The following is a 20,986-nucleotide window of genomic DNA, read 5'->3' as shown; positions in this document are numbered from 1 at the left end:
CTATTAGTCCTTCAGGCGGCGCGCGGCGATCGAGCGCAGCGTCCGGTAGAACAGGCCCGCGATGATCAGCGCGGCGAGCACGCCGCCCAGCATCAACAGCAGCGGATGCGACGACAGCGCCCAGCGCAGATACTCCTGCGGCGACAGATGGCCGACGTAATACGCCTCGCCATTCGAAGTGATGGTCACGGTGCGACCGTGGATCACGGCCATCGCGCCTTGAATCTGCGGCAGCACGTCCGAGTCGAGCAGCGCCGTGGACAGATCGGCGTCCGACTGGCCGGCCGCGCTCACCAGCGCGACGGCGCTGCGGTTCTTTTGCAGCGGCGATTCGAAACCGGTCAGGAGCGCGTCGCCGTTCGAACTCACGAGAGTCAGATCGGCGCGTGCGGGCGTGCGCTCGACACCGCGTTCGCCATGCCACCAGTCTTCGAGCTTGAAGACGATGTCGGTGAGCTGGAAGGTGCGCGAGTCGCCGTCGCTGGAGAACGGCATCGACTTCGCCCAGCGCTGCAACAACGGCTGCTTGCCCGGCGCGCCGAAGATCAGCAGGTCCTTGTTGGCGAACTTGTCGGCGTCGTCGGCGGTGCCGACCGTGACGCCCGTGACCGGATAACCGGTGGAGGTGCCCATGCGGCCCATGGTCAGCAGATACAGGCTGTAGTCGCTCGAATCGGCGTCGTTCGGCAGGATCACGGCGGTCTCGGAGAGGTCCGCCATGCGCGTGAACGGGAAGCCGCTATTGGCGAACGCGGCCAGATCGGGCAGCGCCATGTAGTGGGGGAACGACGAGAGGTCGATGGTCGAGTTCGGATCGATCGCGCCGACCACGTTGTCGAGCAGACGCCCGTGACATTCGCCGGTATTCGGAATGTCGTAGTAGAAGTGCAGGCGCACCTGCGCGCGCGGCGTCAGCAGCAGCGGCGGAATATGCAGGGTGCGGCGCGCTTCGGCGGTCTTGTCCGGCAGCACGGTGGCGAAGTAATGGCTCAGCTCGAACACGGAAGCGGACTCGGCCGGAATCGGCAGCGCCTGCACGAAGCCGTTGTTCACGCTCACGTTGAGCGACGAACGATCGCGCAGCGGGCGCACCGTGTAGCGGTAGCGCAGATCGATCGGCGCGCCCTTGGTGTGCCACATGAACAGATCGGGCGGCACGCGCAGATTCACACGCACGGCGTCGGCGTCGTAACCGGACACGGTCAGATCGCGCGGATCGGCGAGTTCGCCGAAGCGCACCGGACGGTTGGTGGGCAGCCAGTTCGGCGCGTCGTACGGCGCGCGCGGCGCGAGTTCGTTCAACTGCGTGATGGTCGCGCTTTGACCCGTCAAGGTGTTCTGGCCGATGCCGAGCGACTTGGCGGCAGTTTTCAGTTCGGCTTCGGTGCGCCCGAGCACGAGCAGCAGCTTGCCGCGCGCCGGCGCCTCGCGATCGACCACCGCGATGGTCGGGCCGGAGATCGCCGGAATGTTGATGCCGGCCGGGCGTTGATCGGAAGTCGCGAAGACCACTGCATTGCCCGACAGCGGAGCGTTGTCCAGTTGCGCCGGAAACAGCGCGCCGCGATAACCGGCGAGCGCGCCGAACCACGAGGCCACGATGCCGCCCGCTTCGAGAGTGGCATTGCCCGGCTTTTGCGGGAACACGAACGGCAGCTCCAGCCGGCGCACGTCGCGGCGGTCGAAGAACGGTTGCGGCAGCGCGGCCAGATCAGGCTTGCTGGCGAGCGACGCGTACGTGAGGTCGAGCGAGCTAGCATTGCTGACCGTGGCCCACAGCGACGAGTTCGCGGGGTCTTCGCAACTCGTCGTGTAATGGCCGATCAACTGCACATTCAGATGGTTGAACTCGGTGATGAAGCGCGGATCGATCGAGACGTCGCGCGCTACCAGCATGCCGGCCTGTTCGTGCGGGACGGGCAGGGTGGCGGCGACTTCGCCGTTCACCAGCACCTTGAGCTGCGAGATGTTCGCGAGCAGCGCGGGCGAGTAGCTATACACCAGATGCAGGACCGCGCCCGTCACCACTTCGTCGCCGCGCACGGAAAACGCCACGCCGTTCTGGCCGTCGGTGCCGCGCAATTGCAGCGGATCGAGCGCGCCGAGATCGGCGAACGTCAGCGTTTGACGGCGGCCGCCCGGCACGAGGGTGCCCGGCTCGGCGGTGGTCGGCGTCCTGATGCCCAACGCCTTCACCGACGACGCGGCGAGCGCCGGCGTCGGTGCCGCCAGTTGCGGTTGCGCCATCGCGTTCGGATCGTAGGGTACGGCCGGACTCGGCGCGCTCACACTGCCGACGCCGGTTGCAGCCGGAGCGGCCGGCGTGCTCTGAACGGCACCCGCCGCGCTTGAACCGCCGCCGGCCGCCACGACTTCAGCCGCCGACGCCAGCGGCGCGGCCAGCGCCGTCTGCAAAGCGAGCCAGCACGCGAGGCCGCGCATCAGCCGTTGCGAGCCGGGGCGAGCCACGCGGCGCATCTGCAATCCGGTCCCACTGCGCTCGTGATTCGAGCGTTCGATGTTGCCCTTCGCCATCCAGTTGCGCATAGATCAGTCTTTCGTTTTTAGCTTCTTGACGTCCATTGGACGGCTTTTCATCGAACTGCGAAGGTCGGCATAGAGATGCTCGAACAGCCCCGCGATGCCACGCGCGCCGACCGTCAGCACATGCGACAGGCCGCGCAGGGGCGTGTCCTGCTGCCGTCCTTCCGCCCAGCCGGTCCAGGCGTCGGCGCGTGCAAAGGTGGTCTTGACGAACTCGTACTCCTGCTCGCGCGTCATCGCCGAGAAGCGCAGGCCCACGCGGCCTGGCGCGGTGAAGCCGACGGTCGCGGGGAACGCGTATTCCTCGTCGCCGCGAAAGAGGGAGACGGTTACGCGTTCGTGCATCGGCACCTGGATCGCGGCGGGCAGCGCCACGCCGACGCCGCCTTCCGAGTAGTCGATGGTTTCGCAGGCGAGCGTGCGGCCGGTCGAGAACTTCAGCATCACGGGCATCTGCATCGCCACGCGGTGCACCGCGCGAATCTGCCGGCGCTCGCTCGCGGCGGCCACGCTCGCGCCGAGAATCAGCATGTTGTACGTGGTCCAGCCGAGGTTGAGGATCGTGGTCTGCACCACGCTGCGCACATGCCAGTTGAAGTAGATGTGCACGACGCCCACGCAGAAGCCGATCAGGTTCAGCAACAGCAGGAACAGATAGGGCCGCGAGATTGCCCAGTCGAAATAGTTCTTCTCGATCTGGCCGCCCTTGGCCGTCACGTTGAACTTGCCGAGCTTCGGGTTGATCAGCGCGAGCAGCGTCGGCGCGGTGATGTACGAGGCCAGCACCGATTCATACACTTCGGCCCAGAACGAATGGCGGAACGAACGCTGCATGCGCGAGTTGGTGATGCTCGCGTGCATCATGTGCGGCAGCGCGTAGATCGCGATCGTGCTGGCGGCGGCTTCGATCACGTGCGCGCCGAAGAACAGATACGACAGCGGCGCGGTCAGGAACACCAGACGCGGGATGCCGTAGAAGAAGTGCATCATCGCGTTCAGATAGCACAGGCGCTGGCCGATTTTCAGGCCCTTGCCGGTGAGCGGATTGTCGATCCGGAAAATCTGCGTCATGCCGCGTGCCCAGCGAATCCGCTGGCCGATGTGGCCGGAGAGACTTTCCGTGGCCAGCCCCGCGGCTTGCGGAATAGCCAGATACGCGGTGGTATAGCCGAGACGGTGCAGCTTGAGCGCGGTGTGTGCGTCTTCGGTCACGGTCTCGACCGCGATGCCGCCGATCTCCTCGACCATGGTCCGGCGCAGCAACGCGCACGAGCCGCAGAAGAACGTGGCGTTCCACAGATCGTTGCCGTCCTGCACGAGGCCGTAGAACAGTTCGCCTTCGTTCGGCACCTTGCGGAAGGTGCCGAGATTGCGCTCGAATGGGTCGGCGGAGAAGAAATGGTGCGGCGTTTGCAGCATCGACAGCAGCTTGTCGCGCAGGAACCAGCCGAGGCCGATCTGCAGGAACGAGCGGGTCGGAATGTGATCGCAGTCGAAGATCGCGAGGTATTCGCCGCTGGTGATCTTCAGCGCTTCGTTGATGTTGCCGGCCTTGGCGTGGCGATTGTGCGTGCGGATCGTCCAGTTGACGCCGACCTCTTCGCAGAACGCCTTGAACTCGGGGCGGCGGCCGTCGTCGAGCACGTGGATCGAGATCTTCTCGGCCGGATAGTCGAGCGCGAGCGCGGCGTAGATGGTCGGCTTCACCACCGAGAGCGGCTCGTTGTAGGTCGGGATGAACACGTCGACGGTCGGCCATTGGTCGCGCGAGGCGGGCAGCGGCATCGGCGTGCGCTTGAGCGGCCAGGCGGTCTGGAAGTAGCCGAGCAGCAGCACGATGGTCGAATAGACTTCGGCGGCCACCAGTAGCAGGCCCCAGCCGGCGTCGAGCGGATGTTCCCAGTACGTGGTCGCGGTCAGCCGCCAGTACATATAGCGGCCCGAGGTCACCACCGACAGCATGATCATCACCATCGTCGCGTACCGGCCTTGCAGGCGGCGGAACATCAGCGCGGTCACGAAGCAGCAGGTCGCGAACGTCAACTGTTCGTAGAAGGCGAGCGGCACGGTGAACACGAAGTACAGCATCACCAGCGCGAACAGCGTGACGAGTCCGGTGACGATGCGGCTGTTCCAGAAACGCGCGTCGACGAAGCGTTCGAGCCGCGAAGGCTCGGCGGGCTCGAGACCCGGCGATGGAGTCGTGCTCATGCGACGTTCCTCGGCGAGACGGCGATCGCGTCGAGCGCCGCCAGCAGCCACGCGCCACACGATTTGAAATCGGCGGCCGCCTGGCTGAGTGGATCGTAGTGAATCAGCGTGGTGTCGCACGCGAGCGCTTCGCTCACGCCTTCGTCGAGATGGATCACGCCGGGGAACAGCTTCGCGCCGAGCATCTGGCGCAGCACCTTGAGGACGTCCTTGGTCAGTTGGCGCGACTGGTCGATCTGGTTGATCACATAGCCTTCGCCGCCGAACTCGGCGCGCGGCGCCGCGTAGGTTTCGATCAGCCGCTCCATCTGCGGAATCGCGGCGTACGACGCGGCGTCGGCGAGCACGACGTTCAGCGTGAAGGTGGCCGCGCACAAGGCGGTGCGGACATAGGCGGACGAACCCGGCGGCGTGTCGATGATCACGATGTCGGATGCATCGAGGCGCAGGTTCTGCAACGACTGCGCGAGCCAGCGCGGCTCCTGGTCGATATGCGCTTCGAAGCGGCGGCGGTCGTCTTCGAGCAACGCGCCGTAGGGCAGCACGGTCACGCCGTCGACGCCGTCGAACATTACCGATTGCCACGGGTCGCCCGTCAGCGTGGCGCGCGACAAACCGTCGATGCTGTCGAGCGGCACGCCGAAGTGCAGACGCAGCGCGTTCTGCGGGTCGAGGTCGAGCGCGATCACGCGCCGGCCGCCGGCGGCCAGCACGGAAGCGAGATTGGCGGCGAGGGTGGTCTTGCCGACCCCGCCTTTGGCGGACACCACCGCGATGACTTTCATGAGCGACGAGGGCCGTTGATCAGCCACGAGTTGGAGGTGGCGGGCGTGGTGACGCGCGCGGCGCCGGCCGGTGCTGCGGTGGATTGAGCGGGTGTGCCGCGCAGGCGGTCGAAGACCGCTTGCAACGGCGCGGATTCGCCACGGGTCGCGGCGGCTTGCGGCGGCGGAGGTGCGGATGCGGGTTCCGGCGCGAAGAGCTTGCCGAGGATCGAAGCGGGTTGCGTTGGCGCGGCGGGTGCGGTTGTTGCGGTTGGTGCAATCGGTGCGGTCGCAGTCGTGTAAGCACGCGCCGGCGCCGGAGTTTGAGTCCAACTCGGCACGGCGGACGAAACCGTTTGCATCACTGGCGGCCGTAAAGGAATGGCGGCGGCCTGGACGGCTTGAGGCGCGGAAGCGACCGGCGCAGTCTGAGCCGGAGCAACAGCCGGCGCGGCTTGTGCGGCCACCGGCGCGACGCCTTCCACTCGGGCGGCGCCGACTGCCGCTTGCGACGTCGCGTCATCTTTCGATTCGAGCTCGCCAAAGCGCGACGCGCCTTTCGGCGCGGTCGCCGGCGCGGCCACGGCAACCGGCGGAATGTCCCGCCGATGCGAACGGGTGAACAGCGGCGCTTTCGCGCGTGTCGCGGAGGCCGCATCTTTTGGCGTGGTGTCCTGACGATCGACGGCGACCGGCGCCTCGACCGTGAGCGGCTGAGGCTTGGCCTCGCGACGCTGCCCGATTGCGGGAATCGTCGGCTGGGTCAGATCGAGCGTCACTAGTAGCGGCCAGCGGGTGCGCGCCGAACGCGCTTCGTTTTCGCGGCCGATTTCCTGGTACGCGCTGGCGTCACCGCCAAAATGATCGAAAAGTTTTTCGATGTCGCTCGATGAGCTCATAGTGCCGCCGTCTTGTTCATGCCTACCCTTGCCCCGATCCCGACTTGCGTTCGCGGCCCTGAAACGCTGGTCCTGCCTGTTCCGCTACTTCACTGCTACTTCACGCGCACCGGTCTGGCGCGTTTCTCTACGGCTCATTGCTACTGTGTCCATTCACAAACGCGGCCCACCAATCCAGGCCACATGTTCATCAACGTGCGGCGTTCAAACAGGATGACGTCCCAGACGGAACTCGATTGCGGTGTCCTCGCTGTACCCACTCGTTTGCGCGACCGACAAGCCTTGCGCGCCCAACGCGCTCAACCAGGTCTGATACACGCCTTCGAGAAACGCCGGCGTCCATGCAAGCGCCGTGCCGCCGAATGCCTGCAACGGCGCGCAGTAGTGAACGATGCGCAATGACTCGGGTTCGTCCGCCAATTCGACGTAGCCCCAATCCATCTCATGCCAGTACAGGTTCAAGGTTCGCGCGAGTTCGGCGGTCGAGTCGCAGGCGGGCAGCGGATGCGCCGCCGCAAACCGGCTGCCGACGCGATGCATCAATTGGCGCAATTCGTCGCGGCCTATCTGCGCTTCGAATTCGTTGGCCAAGGCGGTCAGCATGCCGCGCCACTGCGGCGAGATTTGGCGTTCCAGCAGGTAATCGAGAATTGGGACCATGTTTTCCGGGGAATGGCCGTTGCTTCAGCCGCATAAAAAGTCGGAGGCCCACGGCCGGATGCAAGGAAAAAGTGTTGCGGGAAATCGCGTATTGCACGCGGCCTAGGTTAGTTTTACCGGGTTGTCTAGTCTGTCCACCACACTTCGAAGCAGTCTACTTAAGACATTAACTTTTAGCCACTTTCCATTCGTCTGTTTATACGCGCAATCGATTGCGATGGATGCATTTGCGATTAAGTAATTTTTGCTGCTTGATTCGCCGATTGGCTTATCCAGCGTGGATGTCCGGTAAGAATGCTTCGGTCGTGACTCTATTAACGGCGTGTTTCCGCAGTTGATTTAACGCTTTCGTTTCGTGATAAATGCAACGCTTCGCGATTGCGCGCAAGCAACGGGATCACCGCCCGTCGGTAAGTCTTTCTAAATCTTTCGCGGTGCTTGCGTGCCCATTTTTTGCCCGAGCCGCTAAGCTTGCGAACTTGCAGCGGGTTGCACACAGAAAAAGCACGTGCGTACGTGGCGCATGTTCACGATGCCGTTTGATTCAATTCACTTCAATGCTCAATCCACTCAGTATTCTTCTGGTCACCGTGTTGTCGAGCGCCATGGCGATGGCCGTGCTCGGCTCGTTGTGGCGTGCGGCGATTCCCGGCGTCGGTTACTGGATCTCGGCGAACGCGATCGCGATCGTCGCGCTGCTCGCTTTCGCCTTGCAAGGCCATGCGTCGCGCTGGCTGACTTTTGTGGCGTCCAACGTGTTGCTGGCGGCTTCGCTGCTGCTGGTGGTCGAAGGCTGTTTGCGCTTTCTGGGGCGCCGCACGCGACCGTGGCCGGCTTACGCCGGACTCGTCGTCGTGCTGTTCGGCATCTCGTACTGGACCTTCGCCGCGCCGAACTTCAACGCGCGCGTCGCACTGGTGTCGGCATTTCATGCGGGCCTCTACGCCGCGCTTGCCGTGATCATGCTGCGCGGCCGTCCTGCGAACCGGCCGCGCTACAGCTATTACTTCCTCGCGGTGGCAGGCGTCCTGCTATGTGCCGGGCATACTTCGCGCGGGCTCATGTACGGCTTCGGTTTGCTGACGCAGACCGGGCTCCTGCAAGTGTCGCCGTCCAACATCGTTTTTCTTGCGCTCGGCATTCTTGCGCCGCCCTGTCTTTCGATCGGCGTGGTGATGCTGGCTCACGACCGCCTCGCCGAACGGCTCGAACGGCTCGCCAATGTCGACGACCTGACCGGCGCACTGTCGCGCCGCGCGTTTCTCGCGATCGGCGACGCGCTGCTGAACGCGTCGCTGCGGACCCGCGCGCCGGTGGCGCTCGCGATCATCGACATCGACTCGTTCAAGGCGGTCAACGACAACTACGGCCACGCCGCCGGCGATCAGGTGCTGAACCACTTCGCCACGTTCGTCGCCCGCAACCTGCGGGTCGGCGATGTGTTCGGCCGGCTGGGCGGCGAGGAATTCGGCGTGCTATGCCCGGCCACCGGCACCGCCGAAGCGGTGAAACTGCTCGACCGCCTGCGGGCCCGGCTCGCCGGGGCCACGCCGGACGAGTTGCCGCGTGGGCTGCGCTACACCTTCAGCGTCGGCGTGGACCAACTGCGGCGCGATGAATCGCTCGCTCAACTGATGGCGCGCGCGGACGGCGCGCTGTATGCCGCCAAGGCGTCGGGCCGCAATCGCGTGATGGCGGCGTAGGGCGGAGGGGCCGGGAACGACAATCTTCGTTCTATTTGTGTGGAAGGCATAAATATTTATCAGACATTTGCCGATATCCATTGGCAGAGTGACCGGAACCAGCCTGATACCTATCAATATGCTTTCCAGCTCAACGCAGCACCCGTCCGACACCGGTTTGCGCGATCGCTTCCACCGGCGCTCGCTCGAACATCAGCGTCCGCTGTCCACCATGACCATGGCGTTCACCGTGGTCGCGTTCCTGTGCTTCATCGGGGCGCGCAATCTCGTCGACGGCCCGGCCGCGCCGCTCGCCTACCGGCTCGCGTGCGCGCTGCTGCTCGGCTTACTCGTGCTGGCGATTCCGCGCACAAAGTCGACGTGGACCTTCGGCTTCATCGGCGTCGCTTACTCGCAGGTGCTGCTGGTGGGACTCGCGGTGAACATCGCCGGTGTCGCGCAGCCGCTGCTGTGGACGCTGCCCGCGATGGTCGTGATCCCGATCTGCGCCGCGCCACTGTGGCTCACGCCCGCCCACTTCATCACCGGCAGCGTGCTCTTCTATACGACGGCGTTCGCTCTGCTGTTCGGCGCGCCGCTGCCGCATGACGTCGATACCGTCGTGTGGATGTGGATCGTGGCGATCGGCGTGCCGACTTCCGCGGTGTTTCATTTCGGCTTCTACCGGTTTCGCCGCAACCACTTTCTGCTGGAGAGCCAGCTCGCGCAACTCGCCGCGACCGACCCGCTGACCGGCCTGCAAAACCGCCGTGCGTTCGTCAAGCAGGCCGAGCGCCGCCTCGACACCGTCACGCCGGATACGCGAATCAGCGCGATCTTTCTCGACATCGACAACTTCAAATCCTTGAACGACCGCTTCGGCCATGCGATCGGCGACCACGCGCTCTACCAGGTCGCCCAGGTGCTGATGGAAGAGGTTTCCGCGGACGACAGCGTGAGCCGGATCGGCGGCGAGGAATTCGCGCTGTTGCTGCGCGACAGCCTCACGGGCGCGCTTCATGTGGCCGAACGGCTGCGCCATGCGATTGCAGCGATCGAGCGGCCGGACGGCCGTCTGACCGCGAGCTTCGGCGTGGCGGAGCACCGCAGCGGCGAAAACATCATGGTGCTGCTCGATCGCGCCGACGAAGCCTTGCTGCGCGCCAAGCACTCGGGCAGAAACCGGGTGTGCGCCGAGCGCGCGCTGCCGCGCGAAGCGCTGCAACTGCTGGCCGACGACGGATCCGACGAGAGCGGGGCGGCAGTGCGGCGGCATCGCTGGGAGGAGTACTACCTCACCTCGCATTTCCAGCCGCTCTACAGTCTGTCGCATCAGAAGCAGGTGGGCTTCGAGGCCTTGCTGCGCGGCGAGCAGGACGACGGCACGCTGGTGCCGCCCGCGGTGCTGTTCGCGCCCAGGCCTTCGAGCGACGAAGGCGCGCTCGACCGCGCGAGTCACGTCGTGCATCTGGCCCACGCGCGCAATTCGCTGCCGGACGACGCTTGGCTCTTCCTCAACATTCTGCCGGCCACGTTCATTGCCGAAGGCTACGCCGATCAACTGGCGAAGATCGTGCGGGCCGTGGGGCTCGAACCTGAACGCGTGATTCTGGAGATTCTCGAATCGCACGGCGGCAGCGTCGACGACATGTCGCGGGCGGCGGCGTTGTACCGCGAGCACGGCTTCCTGATCGCCGTCGACGATTTCGGCGCCGGCCAGTCGAATCTCGACCGCCTGTTCAGGATTCGCCCGGACCTCGTCAAGCTCGACGGCGAACTGATTCGCGCGACGGGCCACGGCACCGAGCAGCCGATTCTGCCCAAGCTCGTTTCGCTGCTGCACCTCGCGGGGATGCTGGTGGTCGTGGAGGGCGTGGAGACCACGGAGGAACTGATTCTCGCAGTGGAATCGAATGTGGATTTCGCGCAGGGCTATCTGCTCGGGCGGCCGGCTAAGGAGATCGCGCCGCCGGAGTCGGTGCATCGGCGTATCGACGAAGCTTTCGATGTGATCGCCCAAGGGCGGGCGCATCAGTACGCGTTGTTCGAAACCGAAGTGGAGCCTTACCGGGTCGCCTTGCGGCTCTCCGCCGATGCGTTGCTGGCCGGCGTGGCCATGGAGGAGGCGTTCGCTTCGCTGGCGAGGTTCGAGCGCTGCATCAGCTGTTTCATCCTCGACGACTCGGGCAGGCAGATCGGTCATGAGGTGCAGGGGCCGGCCTGGAGCACGGACGGGGCGTCGCTGCAACCCGTGGCGAATCCGCGCGATGCGCGCTGGGATCATCGGCCGTATTTCCGCAATGCGGTGTTGTTGCCGGGCGTGGCGGTGTCGAGTAATCCCTATCTGTCGCTGGCCAGCGGCAGGCCGTGTATCGCGGTGACGCTGGCGCTGCAGTTCGCCGCCGAGCGATCCGTGATCGGTGTGGAACTGGACTGGTCGGCGTCGGGCTTGCCGTGGCCCGCGGGGGAATAGGGCGTTTCCCGCGCCGCGGCCCCGCGTGTTTCCGCTGAACGGATTCCTTCAATACCCGCCCTTTGGCGACGCCGCCAGCGCTGCGGTCGTTTTATACGACCCCGCCAGATCCGCCGCCGCGCGGCTCAGCAAACCCGTGTCCGTGCCGACCGCCACGAAGGTCGCGCCCGCTTCGAGATAGTCGGCGGCAATCGCGGGATCGGGTGCGAGCACACCTGCCGCTTTGCCCGCGCGCCGCACGGTCTGGATGCCGTTGCGAATCGCTTCGCGCACAGTGGGATGGCCGGGTTTGCCCAGCAGTCCCATCGACGCGCTCAGGTCCGACGGACCGAAAAACACGCCGTCGACGCCGTCCACCGCCGCGATCGCCGGCAGATTTTCCATGCCCTGCACGGTCTCGACCTGCACCAGCACGCACAACTCGTTTGCCGCCGTGGTCAGGTAATCCGGTATCCGGTTCCAGCGCGACGCGCGCGCCAACGCACTGCCCACGCCGCGAATGCCTTGCGGCGGATAACGCGTGGCCGCAGCCGCGTCGGCGGCCTGTTCGGCGGTGTCGATCATCGGCAGCAACAGAGTCTGTGCGCCGATGTCGAGCAATTGCTTGATCAACGCGCTGTCGCTGCGCACCGGACGCACCACCGGATGCGATGCATACGCGGCCACTGCCTGCAATTGGGCGAGCGTGCTGCGCACGTCGTTCGGCGCGTGCTCGTTGTCGATCAGCAGCCAGTCGAAACCGGCGGTGGCCAGCAGCTCGGTCACGTAGGCGTCGGCGAGCGCGGCCCACAGGCCGAATTGCGGTTTGCCTTCGGCGAGGGCGCGCTTGAAAGCGTTTTGCGGTAGAGACATGTCGTGTCGACTCGAATGAGCTCAGATGAAATTCAGACCGATGCCGCCCAACGGACCGTAGTCGACGTGGAAGGTGTCGCCTGCGCGCGCGGGGATCGGACTGGTGAAGGAGCCGCTCAGGATCACATCGTTCGCGTTGAGCGTTTCATCGTATTGGGCGATCTTGTTGGCGAGCCAGGCCACGCCGGTGGCCGGATGATTCAGCACCGCGGCCGCGAGGCCGCTTTCTTCGACCGTGCCGTTCTTGTAGAGCAACGCGCCGACCCAGCGCAAGTCGACATCCAGCGGACGCACGGGACGTCCGCCCAGCACGATGCCCGCATTCGCCGCGAAGTCCGAGATCGTGTCGTAGACCTTGCGCGGCGCCCTGGTTTCGCGGTCGAACTGTTCGATGCGCGCGTCGATGATTTCCACCGCCGGGCTCACGTAAGCGGTTGCGTCCAGCACGTCGAACAGCGTAACGCCGGGGCCCTTCAAGGGTTTGCTCAACACGAACGCCAGTTCGACTTCCACGCGCGGTGCAATGAAGCGGTCCGCGCGAATATCCTGGCCGTTTTCGATGAACATGCTGTCGAGCAGAGGCGCGTAGTCGGGTTCGTCGATCTGCGACGAACGCTGCATCGCGCGCGACGTGAGGCCGATTTTGCGGCCCTTGATCACGTGGCCTTCGGCGAGCTTGAGCTTGACCCATTCGCGTTGAATCGCGTAGCCGTCCTGCACGGTCATCTGCGGATACGCGGCGGAGAAGTGGCGCAGTTGCGTGCGCGTTTTCTCCGCGTGGTCGAGTTGTGCCGCAAGGTCTCGGATAGTCTGTTCGTCTAGCATGATGGATTCTCTCAGTGCCGCTACTCAGCCTTCAGGCGCGCGTGCAAGTTGTTATGTTTCCAGGTGCCGGCTTCGCCGAATTCATTGATCTCCAGCGACAACGCCAGGCCCTTCTGTGCGAATTCGGTGGCGAAGTGCTGCTTGATCAGCGCGAATAGCGCGTCGCCGGTGGCCTTTTTCGCGGCCTCGGAACGGCCTGCGCCGATCTTCAGATTCGCATGCAGGAACGCGGCGTCAGCGCGTCCGTCGGCGATGCAGTACTGTTCGCAGCGCAGCGCGCGCACGCGGATGCCGCCGAGCGGATAGACGCGCTGTTCGTTCTCGCGTTGCGCGTCGAGGCACCGCGCGAGCGCTTGGCACAGTTGACCGATACTTTCTTCGCCGGCGAGATTGGCGCTGTATTCGAGTGTCAGATGCGGCACAGTGATCTCCTTCCTTGGAACTCAGACGGGCAGGGGCGTAACGGGGAAGATCGCGTTGATCTGGCCAGTGCCCGAACTGCCGAAGTAGGGCGTGACGACTTCCACCTTGCCGTCGTAACGATCCCAGCCGAGCGCGCCGAGCAGCATCGCGGTGTCGTGCATGCCGCCTTCGCCCCAGCACTTTTCGTTATAGAGCGGCAGCATCTCGCAGAAGGTTTTCCAGTCGCCGGCTTCCCACAGTTCGACCACCCTGCGGTCCATCTGCTCGAGAAACGGACTCCATACCTTGTGCATGAACTGCTCGGCCGTGCCGTTGTTGGCGAAGTGGTGGCTGAGCGACCCGCTTGCCAGAATCGCCACGGTGCCGTCGTAGCGCTCTTCAATAGCCTTGCGCACCGCGAGGCCGAAGCGCGCGCTGGTGTCGAGGTCGTGCCACATGCACCAGCCTGCGACCGAGACGGTTTTGAAATGCTGATCGCCATTCATGTAGCGCATCGGCACGAGCGTGCCGTATTCGAGTTCGAGCGTGGTCTCGCTGTGCGCGCGGCTTTTCACGCCCATTTCGTTGGCGACTTCCGCGATCAGGTTGCCGAGGCCGACATTGCCCGGATACGCGTACGGCATGTTCTTGATGAAATGCGGCAGTTCGTTGCTCGTATAGACGCCTTCGAAATTCGGCGCGCAATTGATGTGGTATTCGCTGTTCACGAGCCAATGCACGTCGAACACAACGATCGTATCGACGCCCAGCTCGCGGCAACGCCGGCCGATTTCATGATGGCCGTCGATTGCCGGTTGTCGGCAGCCTTTATGCGGACCGTCGAGTTCGGACAGATATAACGACGGCACGTGTGTGACTTTTGCTGCCAATGCGAGTTTGCCCATCGCGGTCTCCAAGTCTGCTGCCGCGCGGCGCATGAGGCGCTCGCGCTGAAAACACACCGGCGCTTCATGCGCCGGCACCGATGGTTCAAACGCCCCAGCGCGGAATGTGATGTGAGCCTAGCGACACGCAAACATTCTTCGGTTCAAGGAACACTTCATAGCTCCATGTGCCGCCTTCACGGCCCACGCCCGATGCCTTGGTGCCACCGAACGGCTGGCGCAGATCGCGCACGTTCTGGCTGTTGACGAAACACATGCCGGCTTCGACGGCAGCGGCAACGCGCAACGCGCGGCCGCTGCTCTCGGTCCAGATGTAGCTCGACAGGCCGTAGGAGATATCGTTGGCGAGTCTGATCGCGTCGGCTTCGTCGTCGAACGGAATCAGGCAGGCGACCGGGCCGAAGATCTCTTCCTGCGCGATGCGCATGCGATTGTCGACATCGACGAACACGGTGGGCTGCACGAAGTTGCCTTTGCGCATGGCGTCGGGCAGCTCCGGCATGTCGAGGCCGCCGCACGCGAGCGTCGCGCCTTCTTTCGGGCCAAGTTCGATGTAGCTGCGCACCTTCGCCAAATGGCCCTGACTGATCATGGGGCCGACAATGGTGCTGTCGGACAGCGGATCGCCCACCGTCAAACGCTTCGCACGCTCGATGAAACGCTCGGCAAAGCGCGTGTAAATAGAGCGTTGCACGAGAATGCGCGAACCCGCCGTGCAGCGTTCGCCGTTGTTCGAGAAGATCATGAACACGGCGGCGTCGAGCGCGCGCTCGAAATCGGCGTCGTCGAAAATGACGAACGGTGACTTGCCGCCTAATTCCATCGAAAACTTTTTCAGCCCCGCGGTTTGCACAATGCGGTTGCCGGTCGCCGTCGATCCGGTGAACGACACGGCATGCACGTCCGGATGCGCGACCAGTGGTTCACCGGTGTCCTTGCCGAAGCCGTGCACCACGTTCAGCACGCCGGCCGGAATGCCGGCTTCGAGCGCGAGGTTGCCGAGCATCGCGGCCGTGAGCGGCGAGAGTTCGCTCATCTTCAGCACCGCGGTGTTGCCGAACGCGAGACAAGGCGCGACTTTCCAGGTGGCCGTCATGAACGGCACGTTCCACGGCGAGATCAGCGCGCACACGCCGACCGGATGGAACAGCGTGTAGTTCAGATGCGTATCGGTGGGATACGTATGGCCGTCGACGCGCGTGCACATCTCGGCGAAGTAGCTGAAGTTGTCGGCGGCGCGCGGTACGAGCTGCTTGCGCGTCTGCGAGATCGTCTGGCCGGTGTCCTTCGTTTCGGTCTCCGAGATCTCCGGCACGTACTTCGCGATTAGTTCGCCGAGCTTGCGCACCAGCTTCGCGCGTTCCGCGGCGGGCTTGCCGGCCCAGGCGGGAAACGCATCTTTGGCGGCGCGCACGGCGGCGTCGACTTCTTCCGCACCGCCTCGCGCGACTTCGGCTAACACTTCCTGCGTGGCCGGATTGACGGTTTCGAAGTAGTCTTTTGCCGCGCCGGCCTTGCCGTTGATCAGATGTTCGATTCGCATTGCCTTGTCCTTTCTCTTTTTCGATCCCATGCACCGTGTCGAGCCGGAGTTAGTGCTTCAGCACTTACTCCGGTCCCATGCACCGCAGTCGAGCCGGAGTTAGTGCTTCAGCACTTACTCCGGTCCCATGCACCGCACCCCGATCAGGCGCGCTTGAAGTCCGCGTCGGATGCAATCGTATTGACGAGACGGCCCAGGCCGTCGATTTCGCAGATCACTTCGTCTCCCGCGTTGACGTTGACGACGCCTTCCGGCGTGCCGGTCAGGATCACGTCGCCGGGCGCGAGCGTCATGAAGCTGCTCAGGTATTCGATCAACGCCGGGATGTCCGTGACGAGATCGCGCGTGTTGCCGTGTTGCTGACGCATGCCGTTCACGAACGTGCGCAATTCGAGTTGCGTGACGTCTTCGATATCGGCGGCGTCGACGAACCAGGGGCCGAGCACCGTGCCGCCGTCGCGATTCTTCACGCGCAGGTTCGGACGGTAGTAGTTTTCGAGGTAGTCGCGGATCGCATAGTCGTTGGCGATCATGTAGCCCGCCACGTATTGCATGGCGTTTTCGCGCTTCACGTTTTTCGCGGTTTGACCGATCACCACCGCCAGTTCGCACTCGTAGTGCATGAAGGTGACGTCGGCGGGGCGGCACGTCACGCCGCGATGACCGACCACCGTGCCCGGTCCCTTGAGAAACACGAGCGGCTCTTCCTGCTTGTTGAACTGCAATTCCTTTGCATGCTCAGCGTAGTTCAGGCCGAGTGCGAAGATCGTGCCGACTTCGATCGGCGCGAGCCACACCACTTCATCCTCGCGACGCACGCGGCCATCCGCGAGGCGCACGCCATCGGCGTCGGGATACGCTTCGTGAATCGCGCCAGCATACGCAACACGGCCGCGCATCATGGCTGTTCTCCTTCTTGTTCTTCGGCACCGACGAACGACACCGTGAGCGGCGGCATCGCGCCGATCGACAGCGTGGCCGTGTCGCCGATATGCGCAACAGGCGAACCATGCGGTACGCCAAGCGTGATGACGTCGCCCGCGCTAAGCGTCATGAAATCGGTCACGTCCGCGAGCAGTTGCGCCACGTTGCGCACCGATGACGCGGTGCTCGCCGTGAACGCCTCCCGTGACCCGAGTTGAACCCGGATCGCCAGATAGTCCGGCGTCGCGACATGACGCGCCGCAACCACCGCCGGTCCGACGACGCAGAAACCGTCACGCGCCCGGAACCGCACCGATGGCCGGTACACGCTCGCATGCGGCACGCTGAGATCGGCGACCAGCGTATAGCCGGCGATGTAGTCGAACGCCTGCGCGACGCTAACCCGTGTTGCAGTGCGGCCGATCACGATGCCGAGCGACGCGCCGACTTCCACGCCCAACGCATCGTCCGGCACGACGACCCGGGAGCGATGCCCGGCGAGCGAATTGCGCGGCTTCAGATAGAGCACCGGCGCTTTCGGCGGCGCTTTATATGGCGCGGCGTGCACCGCGTCGCCCAGCGCTTCGAGCGCGGCGCGGTCGTTCAGCAAGGTTCCATAGACAGCGCCGCCAACCGGCGCGCGGCAGGCCGTGCCGCGTGCGAGCAGCGCGGCCGCGGTGCGCGCATCCACGTCGCGTGGCAACGCTTCGCCTTCGGGATGCAGCAGATGATCGGCTAGTGCAAACATAAATTAGCTGTCTCTCGGCAAAAACACTAACATGTTAGTAGTATTGCGCTTGATATCATCCATGGTCAATAGCCTGTCGGCTGATCGCGGGTTTTCCCTTAAGCTTCGACGGCTGCTTTTTAATCATCTTCCAACATGTCCGCTTCCGCCTCGACCCGAGTTTTGCACCGCAACCTGCCGATGTTGTTGCTGCGCGCCAGAGAAAAAATGATGGAGCGGTTTCGTCCGTTGATTACCGCACATGGATTGACCGAACAGCAGTGGCGCGTGATTCGCGCGCTCAACGAGCACGGTCCGATGGAGCCGCGCCACATCTCCGATATCTGCACGATTTCGAGCCCGAGCATGGCCGGCGTGCTCGCGCGCATGGAGAGCATGGAACTGGTGACCAAGGAGCGTTTCGCCGAAGATCAGCGCCGCGTGCTGGTGTCGCTGACCGATACGAGCGTGGAATTGGTGCGCGTGATTTCGAAGGATCTCGAAGCGCATTACCGCGAACTGGAGCGCAAGGTGGGACCGGAGATCGTCGAGCGCGTGTATCGCGCGGTCGACGATCTGCTGGCGGGTCTGGAGGAAGAGGACGAGTGATGTAGCGGTTCAGATGCTCGCTTCACCAGCCCTGAAAGCGCCGCCACTCCACACTGTTGCCGTCCGGCGCCACCGCGTGATACTCGGGAAACTGCGCGCCGGTGGCGCACGCGTGATTCGGCAGAATGCGCAGTTTCATGCCGATCGGGAAGCGCTGCGTGACATCGTCGGCGGCGTCCGCGTTTTCAACTATCGGCGACAGAATCCCGTGCTCCTGGTTGGCGCCGCTGACCACGTACCCGGGCAGCGGCGTGCCGTTCAGCAAACACGGCTGGCCGTAGCCGAAATCGTGCGACTGCTTCGACGTGCCGCGATCCCGGCTCATCGCCATCCAGCCCGCGTCGAGAATCGCCCAGCCCTTGTCCGCCTGATGACCGATCACGGTGGCGAGCACGCTGAGCGCGATGTCGTCGAGCGCGCACACGCCGATGTTGTGCATGACGAGGTCGAACAGCACGTAGACACCGGCGCGCACTTCCGTGACGCCCTCTAACTGCGTGGCGGCGAGGGCAGTGGGCGTCGAGCCGACGCTGACCGCCGGGCATGCAATACCGGCTTCGCGCAACCGCTGCGCCGCGCGCACGCAGCCCGCGCGTTCCTGCTCAGCGAGCGCGGCGAGCGCTTCCGGCGTATCGAGCTCGTAGCTCGAACCGGCATGGGTCATCACGCCACCCACCTTGACGCCGTTCTCATGCAGAATCCGGCCCACTTCGAGCAGCGTGTCCTGTTCGGGTGTGATGCCTGAGCGGTGCCCGTCCGTATCCACTTCGATCCACACCTCGAAGGTTTCACCGTGCTGATCGCCGTATGCGGCGATGGCCGAGGCGGCGGTCGGATTGTCCACCACGATCTTCAGATTGCAGCCCTGGCGGCGCAGCGCGAGCGCTCTCGGCAGCTTCGACGGAGCCATGCTGACGGCGTAAAGAATGTCGTCGACACCGGCGGCGAAGAACGCCTCCGCTTCCTTCAACGTGGACACCGTGACGCCGCGCGCGCCGGCGGCGATCTGCGCGCGGACCACGTCGATGCACTTGGTGGTCTTCACGTGCGGACGAAACGCGACGCCGAGCGTGTTCATATGCCCTTGCATGCGCGCGATGTTCCTTTGCATCCGTGCGATGTCGATCAACGCGGCTGGGGTTTCAATCTGGTCGAGTTTCATGCTTTCACCGGGGAAAATGGAGTCATGCGGAGTCATGCTGGTTCGTGCCGAAGCGAGCGAGCCACGGAACGAGCGAATCGAGCGTCGGCGACTGGATCTCGGGCGGCCGTGCGCCGCTTACGAGCGGCAGGCCGACGCGGTTGTGCCAATACGTCCGCAAGCCGACGGCGGCGGTGCCGAACATGTCGTAGCTGGAGCCGGCCACGAACGCGGCTTCATGGGCCCGGACGCCGAGTTTTTCGAGCGCGAGGCGGTACGGCAGCGGGTCCGGTTTATATACGCCGGCCTCTTCGGCGGTGACGATCGCGTCCCAGCGGACCGGCAAGAGCTGGGCCGCCTGTGTGCCGAGCCGCGTGGAGCAGTTGGTCACGACCGCTAGCTTGCAATGCGGCGCGAGCGTTTGCAACGTGTCGACGGCGCCGCTCCACGGCGCGAGCGTCAGCCAGTCTGCTTCGAGCGCGAGCGCGGCGGATTCGGGCAGGCCGACTTGTGCGGCGGCTTCGCGCACCAGTTGTTCATACGCAATGTATGAGCCGCAGCCGTAGGTCAGCCGCAGATAGGCGGCGCGCCATGCACGGCCCGCCTGTTCGGAACCGGCCGCGCGATTCCATGAGGTCCATGAGTCGAGCAAGGCGGTCAGGAGGTCGAACAGGACCGCTTTGGGATAGGCGGCAGGCACAGAGGCACGAGTCATGATTGATTTGACCAGCAGCGGACGGTGAGCTGATTATAAAGTTTCATCAGCGGCGCGGCGTTCAGATGGCTTAACTCTTAGATTCAGTCAGAATGAATGATCCAGTTTGCGCCTTCCTGCAAGCGGATTTCGACACTTATCGCCGCCAGGGCGGCTGCGGCCTGAACCTGCTTTGCAGATACTGCATGAAATGACGGGTGCGCGCCGGCAGGCCCGCGCGTTGATGCGTGAGCGCCATGACGTCGGCATCGGGCGCTTTCCATCCTGAAAGCAAACGCACGAGCTTGCCCTTCGCGAGATCGTCGGCCACGTCCCATTCGGAGCGCAGGATCACGCCGCGCCCTTCGCATGCCCACTGGCGGATCACATCGCCATCGTTGCAGCTCAAATGAGCAGACACGCGCACGCTGCGGCGCGTGCGGCCTTTGCTGAACTGCCATAGCGAGACATCTTCGTTGTTCTCGCGCAGCACGATGCAGGGCAGCCTGCTCAATTCATCCGGTGAATCCGGCATGCCCACTCGCTTGATCAGCGCGGGCGCCGCGCAGACGAAACGCGCATTCGGTGCAATCGTGTAGCCGATCAGATTCGACACCGGCAACTCGCCGATATGCACGACGATATCGAAGCGGTCCATCGTCTCGGTCAGAGGCTTGTCGGAGAGCGTAAGCGCGACGTCGACATCCGGATTCCGCTGCTGGAAATCGGCAATCGCGGGCGCGAGGTGCCGCCGCCCGAACCCCAGCGGCGCATTGATTTTGAGCGTGCCGACGAGTCCGCCGCGACGCATCTGCAGGTCTTCGAACAGTGCGTCGAACTGCTGGACGAGGTCGGCGCCGCGTTCGCACAGCAGCGTGCCTTCTTCCGTGAATTGCAGGCGGCGCGCCGTGCGGTTCACCAGTTGCGCGCCCAGTTTCTTTTCCAGTTGCTGAAGTCGCTGCGTGACCGCCGAGGGCGACAAGCCCAGCTTTCGCGCCGCGGCGATCAGGCTGCCGCTTTCGCGCAGCGTCAACAGGAAGCGGATATCGGCCGAATCGTTCATGTGAGCGACGTTTGAGTTCGGAAGTCTGGCAGCTTAAAGCGTTTGGATGCGCGATTCCAGTTCAGTCT

Annotated in this window: 18 protein-coding genes; 3 read left to right on the top strand and 15 right to left on the bottom strand. The window is 64.3% G+C overall.

The window, feature by feature from the left end; genetic code table 11:
• Positions 1-3 precede the first annotated feature (3 nt).
• The 5 genes from bcsB to bcsD all read right to left on the bottom strand — a co-directional run bounded on the left by bcsB (position 4) and on the right by bcsD (position 7,078).
• Positions 4-2,547, bottom strand: coding sequence for a cellulose biosynthesis cyclic di-GMP-binding regulatory protein BcsB (bcsB, locus tag P0D80_RS04830; protein ID WP_408281711.1), 2,544 nt, complete (start codon positions 2,545-2,547; stop codon positions 4-6).
• A gap of 3 nt (positions 2,548-2,550) precedes the next feature.
• On the bottom strand, positions 2,551-4,755 hold the full coding sequence (bcsA, locus tag P0D80_RS04825; RefSeq protein ID WP_132382499.1) for a UDP-forming cellulose synthase catalytic subunit: 2,205 nt from the start codon (positions 4,753-4,755) through the stop codon (positions 2,551-2,553).
• Positions 4,752-5,540 (bottom strand): cellulose biosynthesis protein BcsQ, encoded by a 789-nt coding sequence (bcsQ, locus tag P0D80_RS04820; protein ID WP_132382501.1) that lies wholly within the window; start codon positions 5,538-5,540, stop codon positions 4,752-4,754. Before bcsQ ends, bcsA begins: the two co-directional genes overlap by 4 nt.
• On the bottom strand, positions 5,537-6,418 hold the full coding sequence (gene bcsP / locus P0D80_RS04815; protein WP_408281709.1) for a cellulose biosynthesis protein BcsP: 882 nt from the start codon (positions 6,416-6,418) through the stop codon (positions 5,537-5,539). The genes bcsQ and bcsP overlap by 4 nt, the downstream gene beginning before the upstream one ends.
• A gap of 204 nt (positions 6,419-6,622) precedes the next feature.
• Complete coding sequence (gene bcsD, locus P0D80_RS04810) at positions 6,623-7,078, bottom strand: cellulose biosynthesis protein BcsD (protein WP_408281706.1); 456 nt, start codon at positions 7,076-7,078, stop codon at positions 6,623-6,625.
• Positions 7,079-7,635: 557 nt separating this feature from the next.
• On the opposite strand from bcsD, the gene P0D80_RS04805 reads away from it, so the two are divergent.
• Both P0D80_RS04805 and P0D80_RS04800 read left to right on the top strand, forming a co-directional pair.
• Positions 7,636-8,781: a GGDEF domain-containing protein gene (locus tag P0D80_RS04805; protein ID WP_408281704.1), complete on the top strand. Its 1,146-nt coding sequence runs from the start codon at positions 7,636-7,638 to the stop codon at positions 8,779-8,781.
• A 118-nt stretch (positions 8,782-8,899) separates the two neighbouring features.
• Positions 8,900-11,233 (top strand): diguanylate cyclase, encoded by a 2,334-nt coding sequence (locus P0D80_RS04800; RefSeq protein ID WP_408281699.1) that lies wholly within the window; start codon positions 8,900-8,902, stop codon positions 11,231-11,233.
• 48 nt (positions 11,234-11,281) lie between these two features.
• Here P0D80_RS04800 and hpaI read toward each other — a convergent pair whose 3' ends face one another.
• The 7 genes from hpaI to P0D80_RS04765 form a co-directional block, all read right to left on the bottom strand.
• The gene (gene hpaI / locus P0D80_RS04795) at positions 11,282-12,085 is read right to left on the bottom strand and encodes a 4-hydroxy-2-oxoheptanedioate aldolase (RefSeq protein ID WP_408281697.1); all 804 of its coding nucleotides are present in this window, start codon (positions 12,083-12,085) and stop codon (positions 11,282-11,284) included.
• 21 nt (positions 12,086-12,106) lie between these two features.
• On the bottom strand, positions 12,107-12,910 hold the full coding sequence (hpaH, locus tag P0D80_RS04790) for a 2-oxo-hept-4-ene-1,7-dioate hydratase (RefSeq protein ID WP_408281696.1): 804 nt from the start codon (positions 12,908-12,910) through the stop codon (positions 12,107-12,109).
• 20 nt (positions 12,911-12,930) lie between these two features.
• The gene (locus P0D80_RS04785) at positions 12,931-13,332 is read right to left on the bottom strand and encodes a 5-carboxymethyl-2-hydroxymuconate Delta-isomerase (RefSeq protein WP_408281695.1); all 402 of its coding nucleotides are present in this window, start codon (positions 13,330-13,332) and stop codon (positions 12,931-12,933) included.
• 21 nt (positions 13,333-13,353) lie between these two features.
• The gene (gene hpaD, locus P0D80_RS04780; RefSeq protein ID WP_408281693.1) at positions 13,354-14,217 is read right to left on the bottom strand and encodes a 3,4-dihydroxyphenylacetate 2,3-dioxygenase; all 864 of its coding nucleotides are present in this window, start codon (positions 14,215-14,217) and stop codon (positions 13,354-13,356) included.
• An 85-nt stretch (positions 14,218-14,302) separates the two neighbouring features.
• Positions 14,303-15,760 carry a 5-carboxymethyl-2-hydroxymuconate semialdehyde dehydrogenase gene (gene hpaE / locus P0D80_RS04775; RefSeq protein WP_408281691.1) on the bottom strand — a complete coding sequence of 486 codons (1,458 nt, stop codon included), beginning with the start codon at positions 15,758-15,760 and terminating at the stop codon, positions 14,303-14,305.
• Positions 15,761-15,903: 143 nt separating this feature from the next.
• The gene (locus P0D80_RS04770) at positions 15,904-16,662 is read right to left on the bottom strand and encodes a fumarylacetoacetate hydrolase family protein (RefSeq protein WP_408281688.1); all 759 of its coding nucleotides are present in this window, start codon (positions 16,660-16,662) and stop codon (positions 15,904-15,906) included.
• Positions 16,659-17,432 carry a fumarylacetoacetate hydrolase family protein gene (locus tag P0D80_RS04765; RefSeq protein WP_408281685.1) on the bottom strand — a complete coding sequence of 258 codons (774 nt, stop codon included), beginning with the start codon at positions 17,430-17,432 and terminating at the stop codon, positions 16,659-16,661. The genes P0D80_RS04770 and P0D80_RS04765 overlap by 4 nt, the downstream gene beginning before the upstream one ends.
• Before the next feature lie 180 nt (positions 17,433-17,612).
• Here P0D80_RS04765 and hpaR point away from each other — a divergent pair, with 180 nt between their 5' ends.
• Positions 17,613-18,020: a homoprotocatechuate degradation operon regulator HpaR gene (gene hpaR, locus P0D80_RS04760; RefSeq protein WP_042277081.1), complete on the top strand. Its 408-nt coding sequence runs from the start codon at positions 17,613-17,615 to the stop codon at positions 18,018-18,020.
• Between the two features lie 22 nt (positions 18,021-18,042).
• On the opposite strand, the gene P0D80_RS04755 is transcribed toward hpaR, so the two are convergent.
• The 3 genes from P0D80_RS04755 to P0D80_RS04745 all read right to left on the bottom strand — a co-directional run bounded on the left by P0D80_RS04755 (position 18,043) and on the right by P0D80_RS04745 (position 20,918).
• Positions 18,043-19,182, bottom strand: coding sequence for a DSD1 family PLP-dependent enzyme (locus P0D80_RS04755; RefSeq protein WP_132382521.1), 1,140 nt, complete (start codon positions 19,180-19,182; stop codon positions 18,043-18,045).
• A 22-nt stretch (positions 19,183-19,204) separates the two neighbouring features.
• Complete coding sequence (locus tag P0D80_RS04750; protein WP_408177130.1) at positions 19,205-19,876, bottom strand: HAD family hydrolase; 672 nt, start codon at positions 19,874-19,876, stop codon at positions 19,205-19,207.
• Between the two features lie 136 nt (positions 19,877-20,012).
• Positions 20,013-20,918, bottom strand: coding sequence for a LysR family transcriptional regulator (locus tag P0D80_RS04745; RefSeq protein WP_408281683.1), 906 nt, complete (start codon positions 20,916-20,918; stop codon positions 20,013-20,015).
• Positions 20,919-20,986 lie beyond the last annotated feature (68 nt).

It is taken from the genome of Paraburkholderia sp. RL17-373-BIF-A (assembly GCF_046030175.1).
GTDB lineage: Bacteria > Pseudomonadota > Gammaproteobacteria > Burkholderiales > Burkholderiaceae > Paraburkholderia.
This window is presented reverse-complemented; position numbering and strand designations above follow the sequence as displayed.

Coding starts and splice junctions, on each gene's coding strand:
- bcsB (WP_408281711.1), bottom strand. CDS start 2,547: ATGCGCAACTGGATGGCGAAGGGCAACATCGAACGCTCGAATCACGAG.
- bcsA (WP_132382499.1), bottom strand. CDS start 4,755: ATGAGCACGACTCCATCGCCGGGTCTCGAGCCCGCCGAGCCTTCGCGG.
- bcsQ (WP_132382501.1), bottom strand. CDS start 5,540: ATGAAAGTCATCGCGGTGGTGTCCGCCAAAGGCGGGGTCGGCAAGACC.
- bcsP (WP_408281709.1), bottom strand. CDS start 6,418: ATGAGCTCATCGAGCGACATCGAAAAACTTTTCGATCATTTTGGCGGT.
- bcsD (WP_408281706.1), bottom strand. CDS start 7,078: ATGGTCCCAATTCTCGATTACCTGCTGGAACGCCAAATCTCGCCGCAG.
- P0D80_RS04805 (WP_408281704.1), top strand. CDS start 7,636: ATGCTCAATCCACTCAGTATTCTTCTGGTCACCGTGTTGTCGAGCGCC.
- P0D80_RS04800 (WP_408281699.1), top strand. CDS start 8,900: ATGCTTTCCAGCTCAACGCAGCACCCGTCCGACACCGGTTTGCGCGAT.
- hpaI (WP_408281697.1), bottom strand. CDS start 12,085: ATGTCTCTACCGCAAAACGCTTTCAAGCGCGCCCTCGCCGAAGGCAAA.
- hpaH (WP_408281696.1), bottom strand. CDS start 12,910: ATGCTAGACGAACAGACTATCCGAGACCTTGCGGCACAACTCGACCAC.
- hpaD (WP_408281693.1), bottom strand. CDS start 14,217: ATGGGCAAACTCGCATTGGCAGCAAAAGTCACACACGTGCCGTCGTTA.
- hpaE (WP_408281691.1), bottom strand. CDS start 15,760: ATGCGAATCGAACATCTGATCAACGGCAAGGCCGGCGCGGCAAAAGAC.
- P0D80_RS04770 (WP_408281688.1), bottom strand. CDS start 16,662: ATGATGCGCGGCCGTGTTGCGTATGCTGGCGCGATTCACGAAGCGTAT.
- P0D80_RS04765 (WP_408281685.1), bottom strand. CDS start 17,432: ATGTTTGCACTAGCCGATCATCTGCTGCATCCCGAAGGCGAAGCGTTG.
- hpaR (WP_042277081.1), top strand. CDS start 17,613: ATGTTGTTGCTGCGCGCCAGAGAAAAAATGATGGAGCGGTTTCGTCCG.
- P0D80_RS04755 (WP_132382521.1), bottom strand. CDS start 19,182: ATGAAACTCGACCAGATTGAAACCCCAGCCGCGTTGATCGACATCGCA.
- P0D80_RS04750 (WP_408177130.1), bottom strand. CDS start 19,876: ATGACTCGTGCCTCTGTGCCTGCCGCCTATCCCAAAGCGGTCCTGTTC.
- P0D80_RS04745 (WP_408281683.1), bottom strand. CDS start 20,918: ATGAACGATTCGGCCGATATCCGCTTCCTGTTGACGCTGCGCGAAAGC.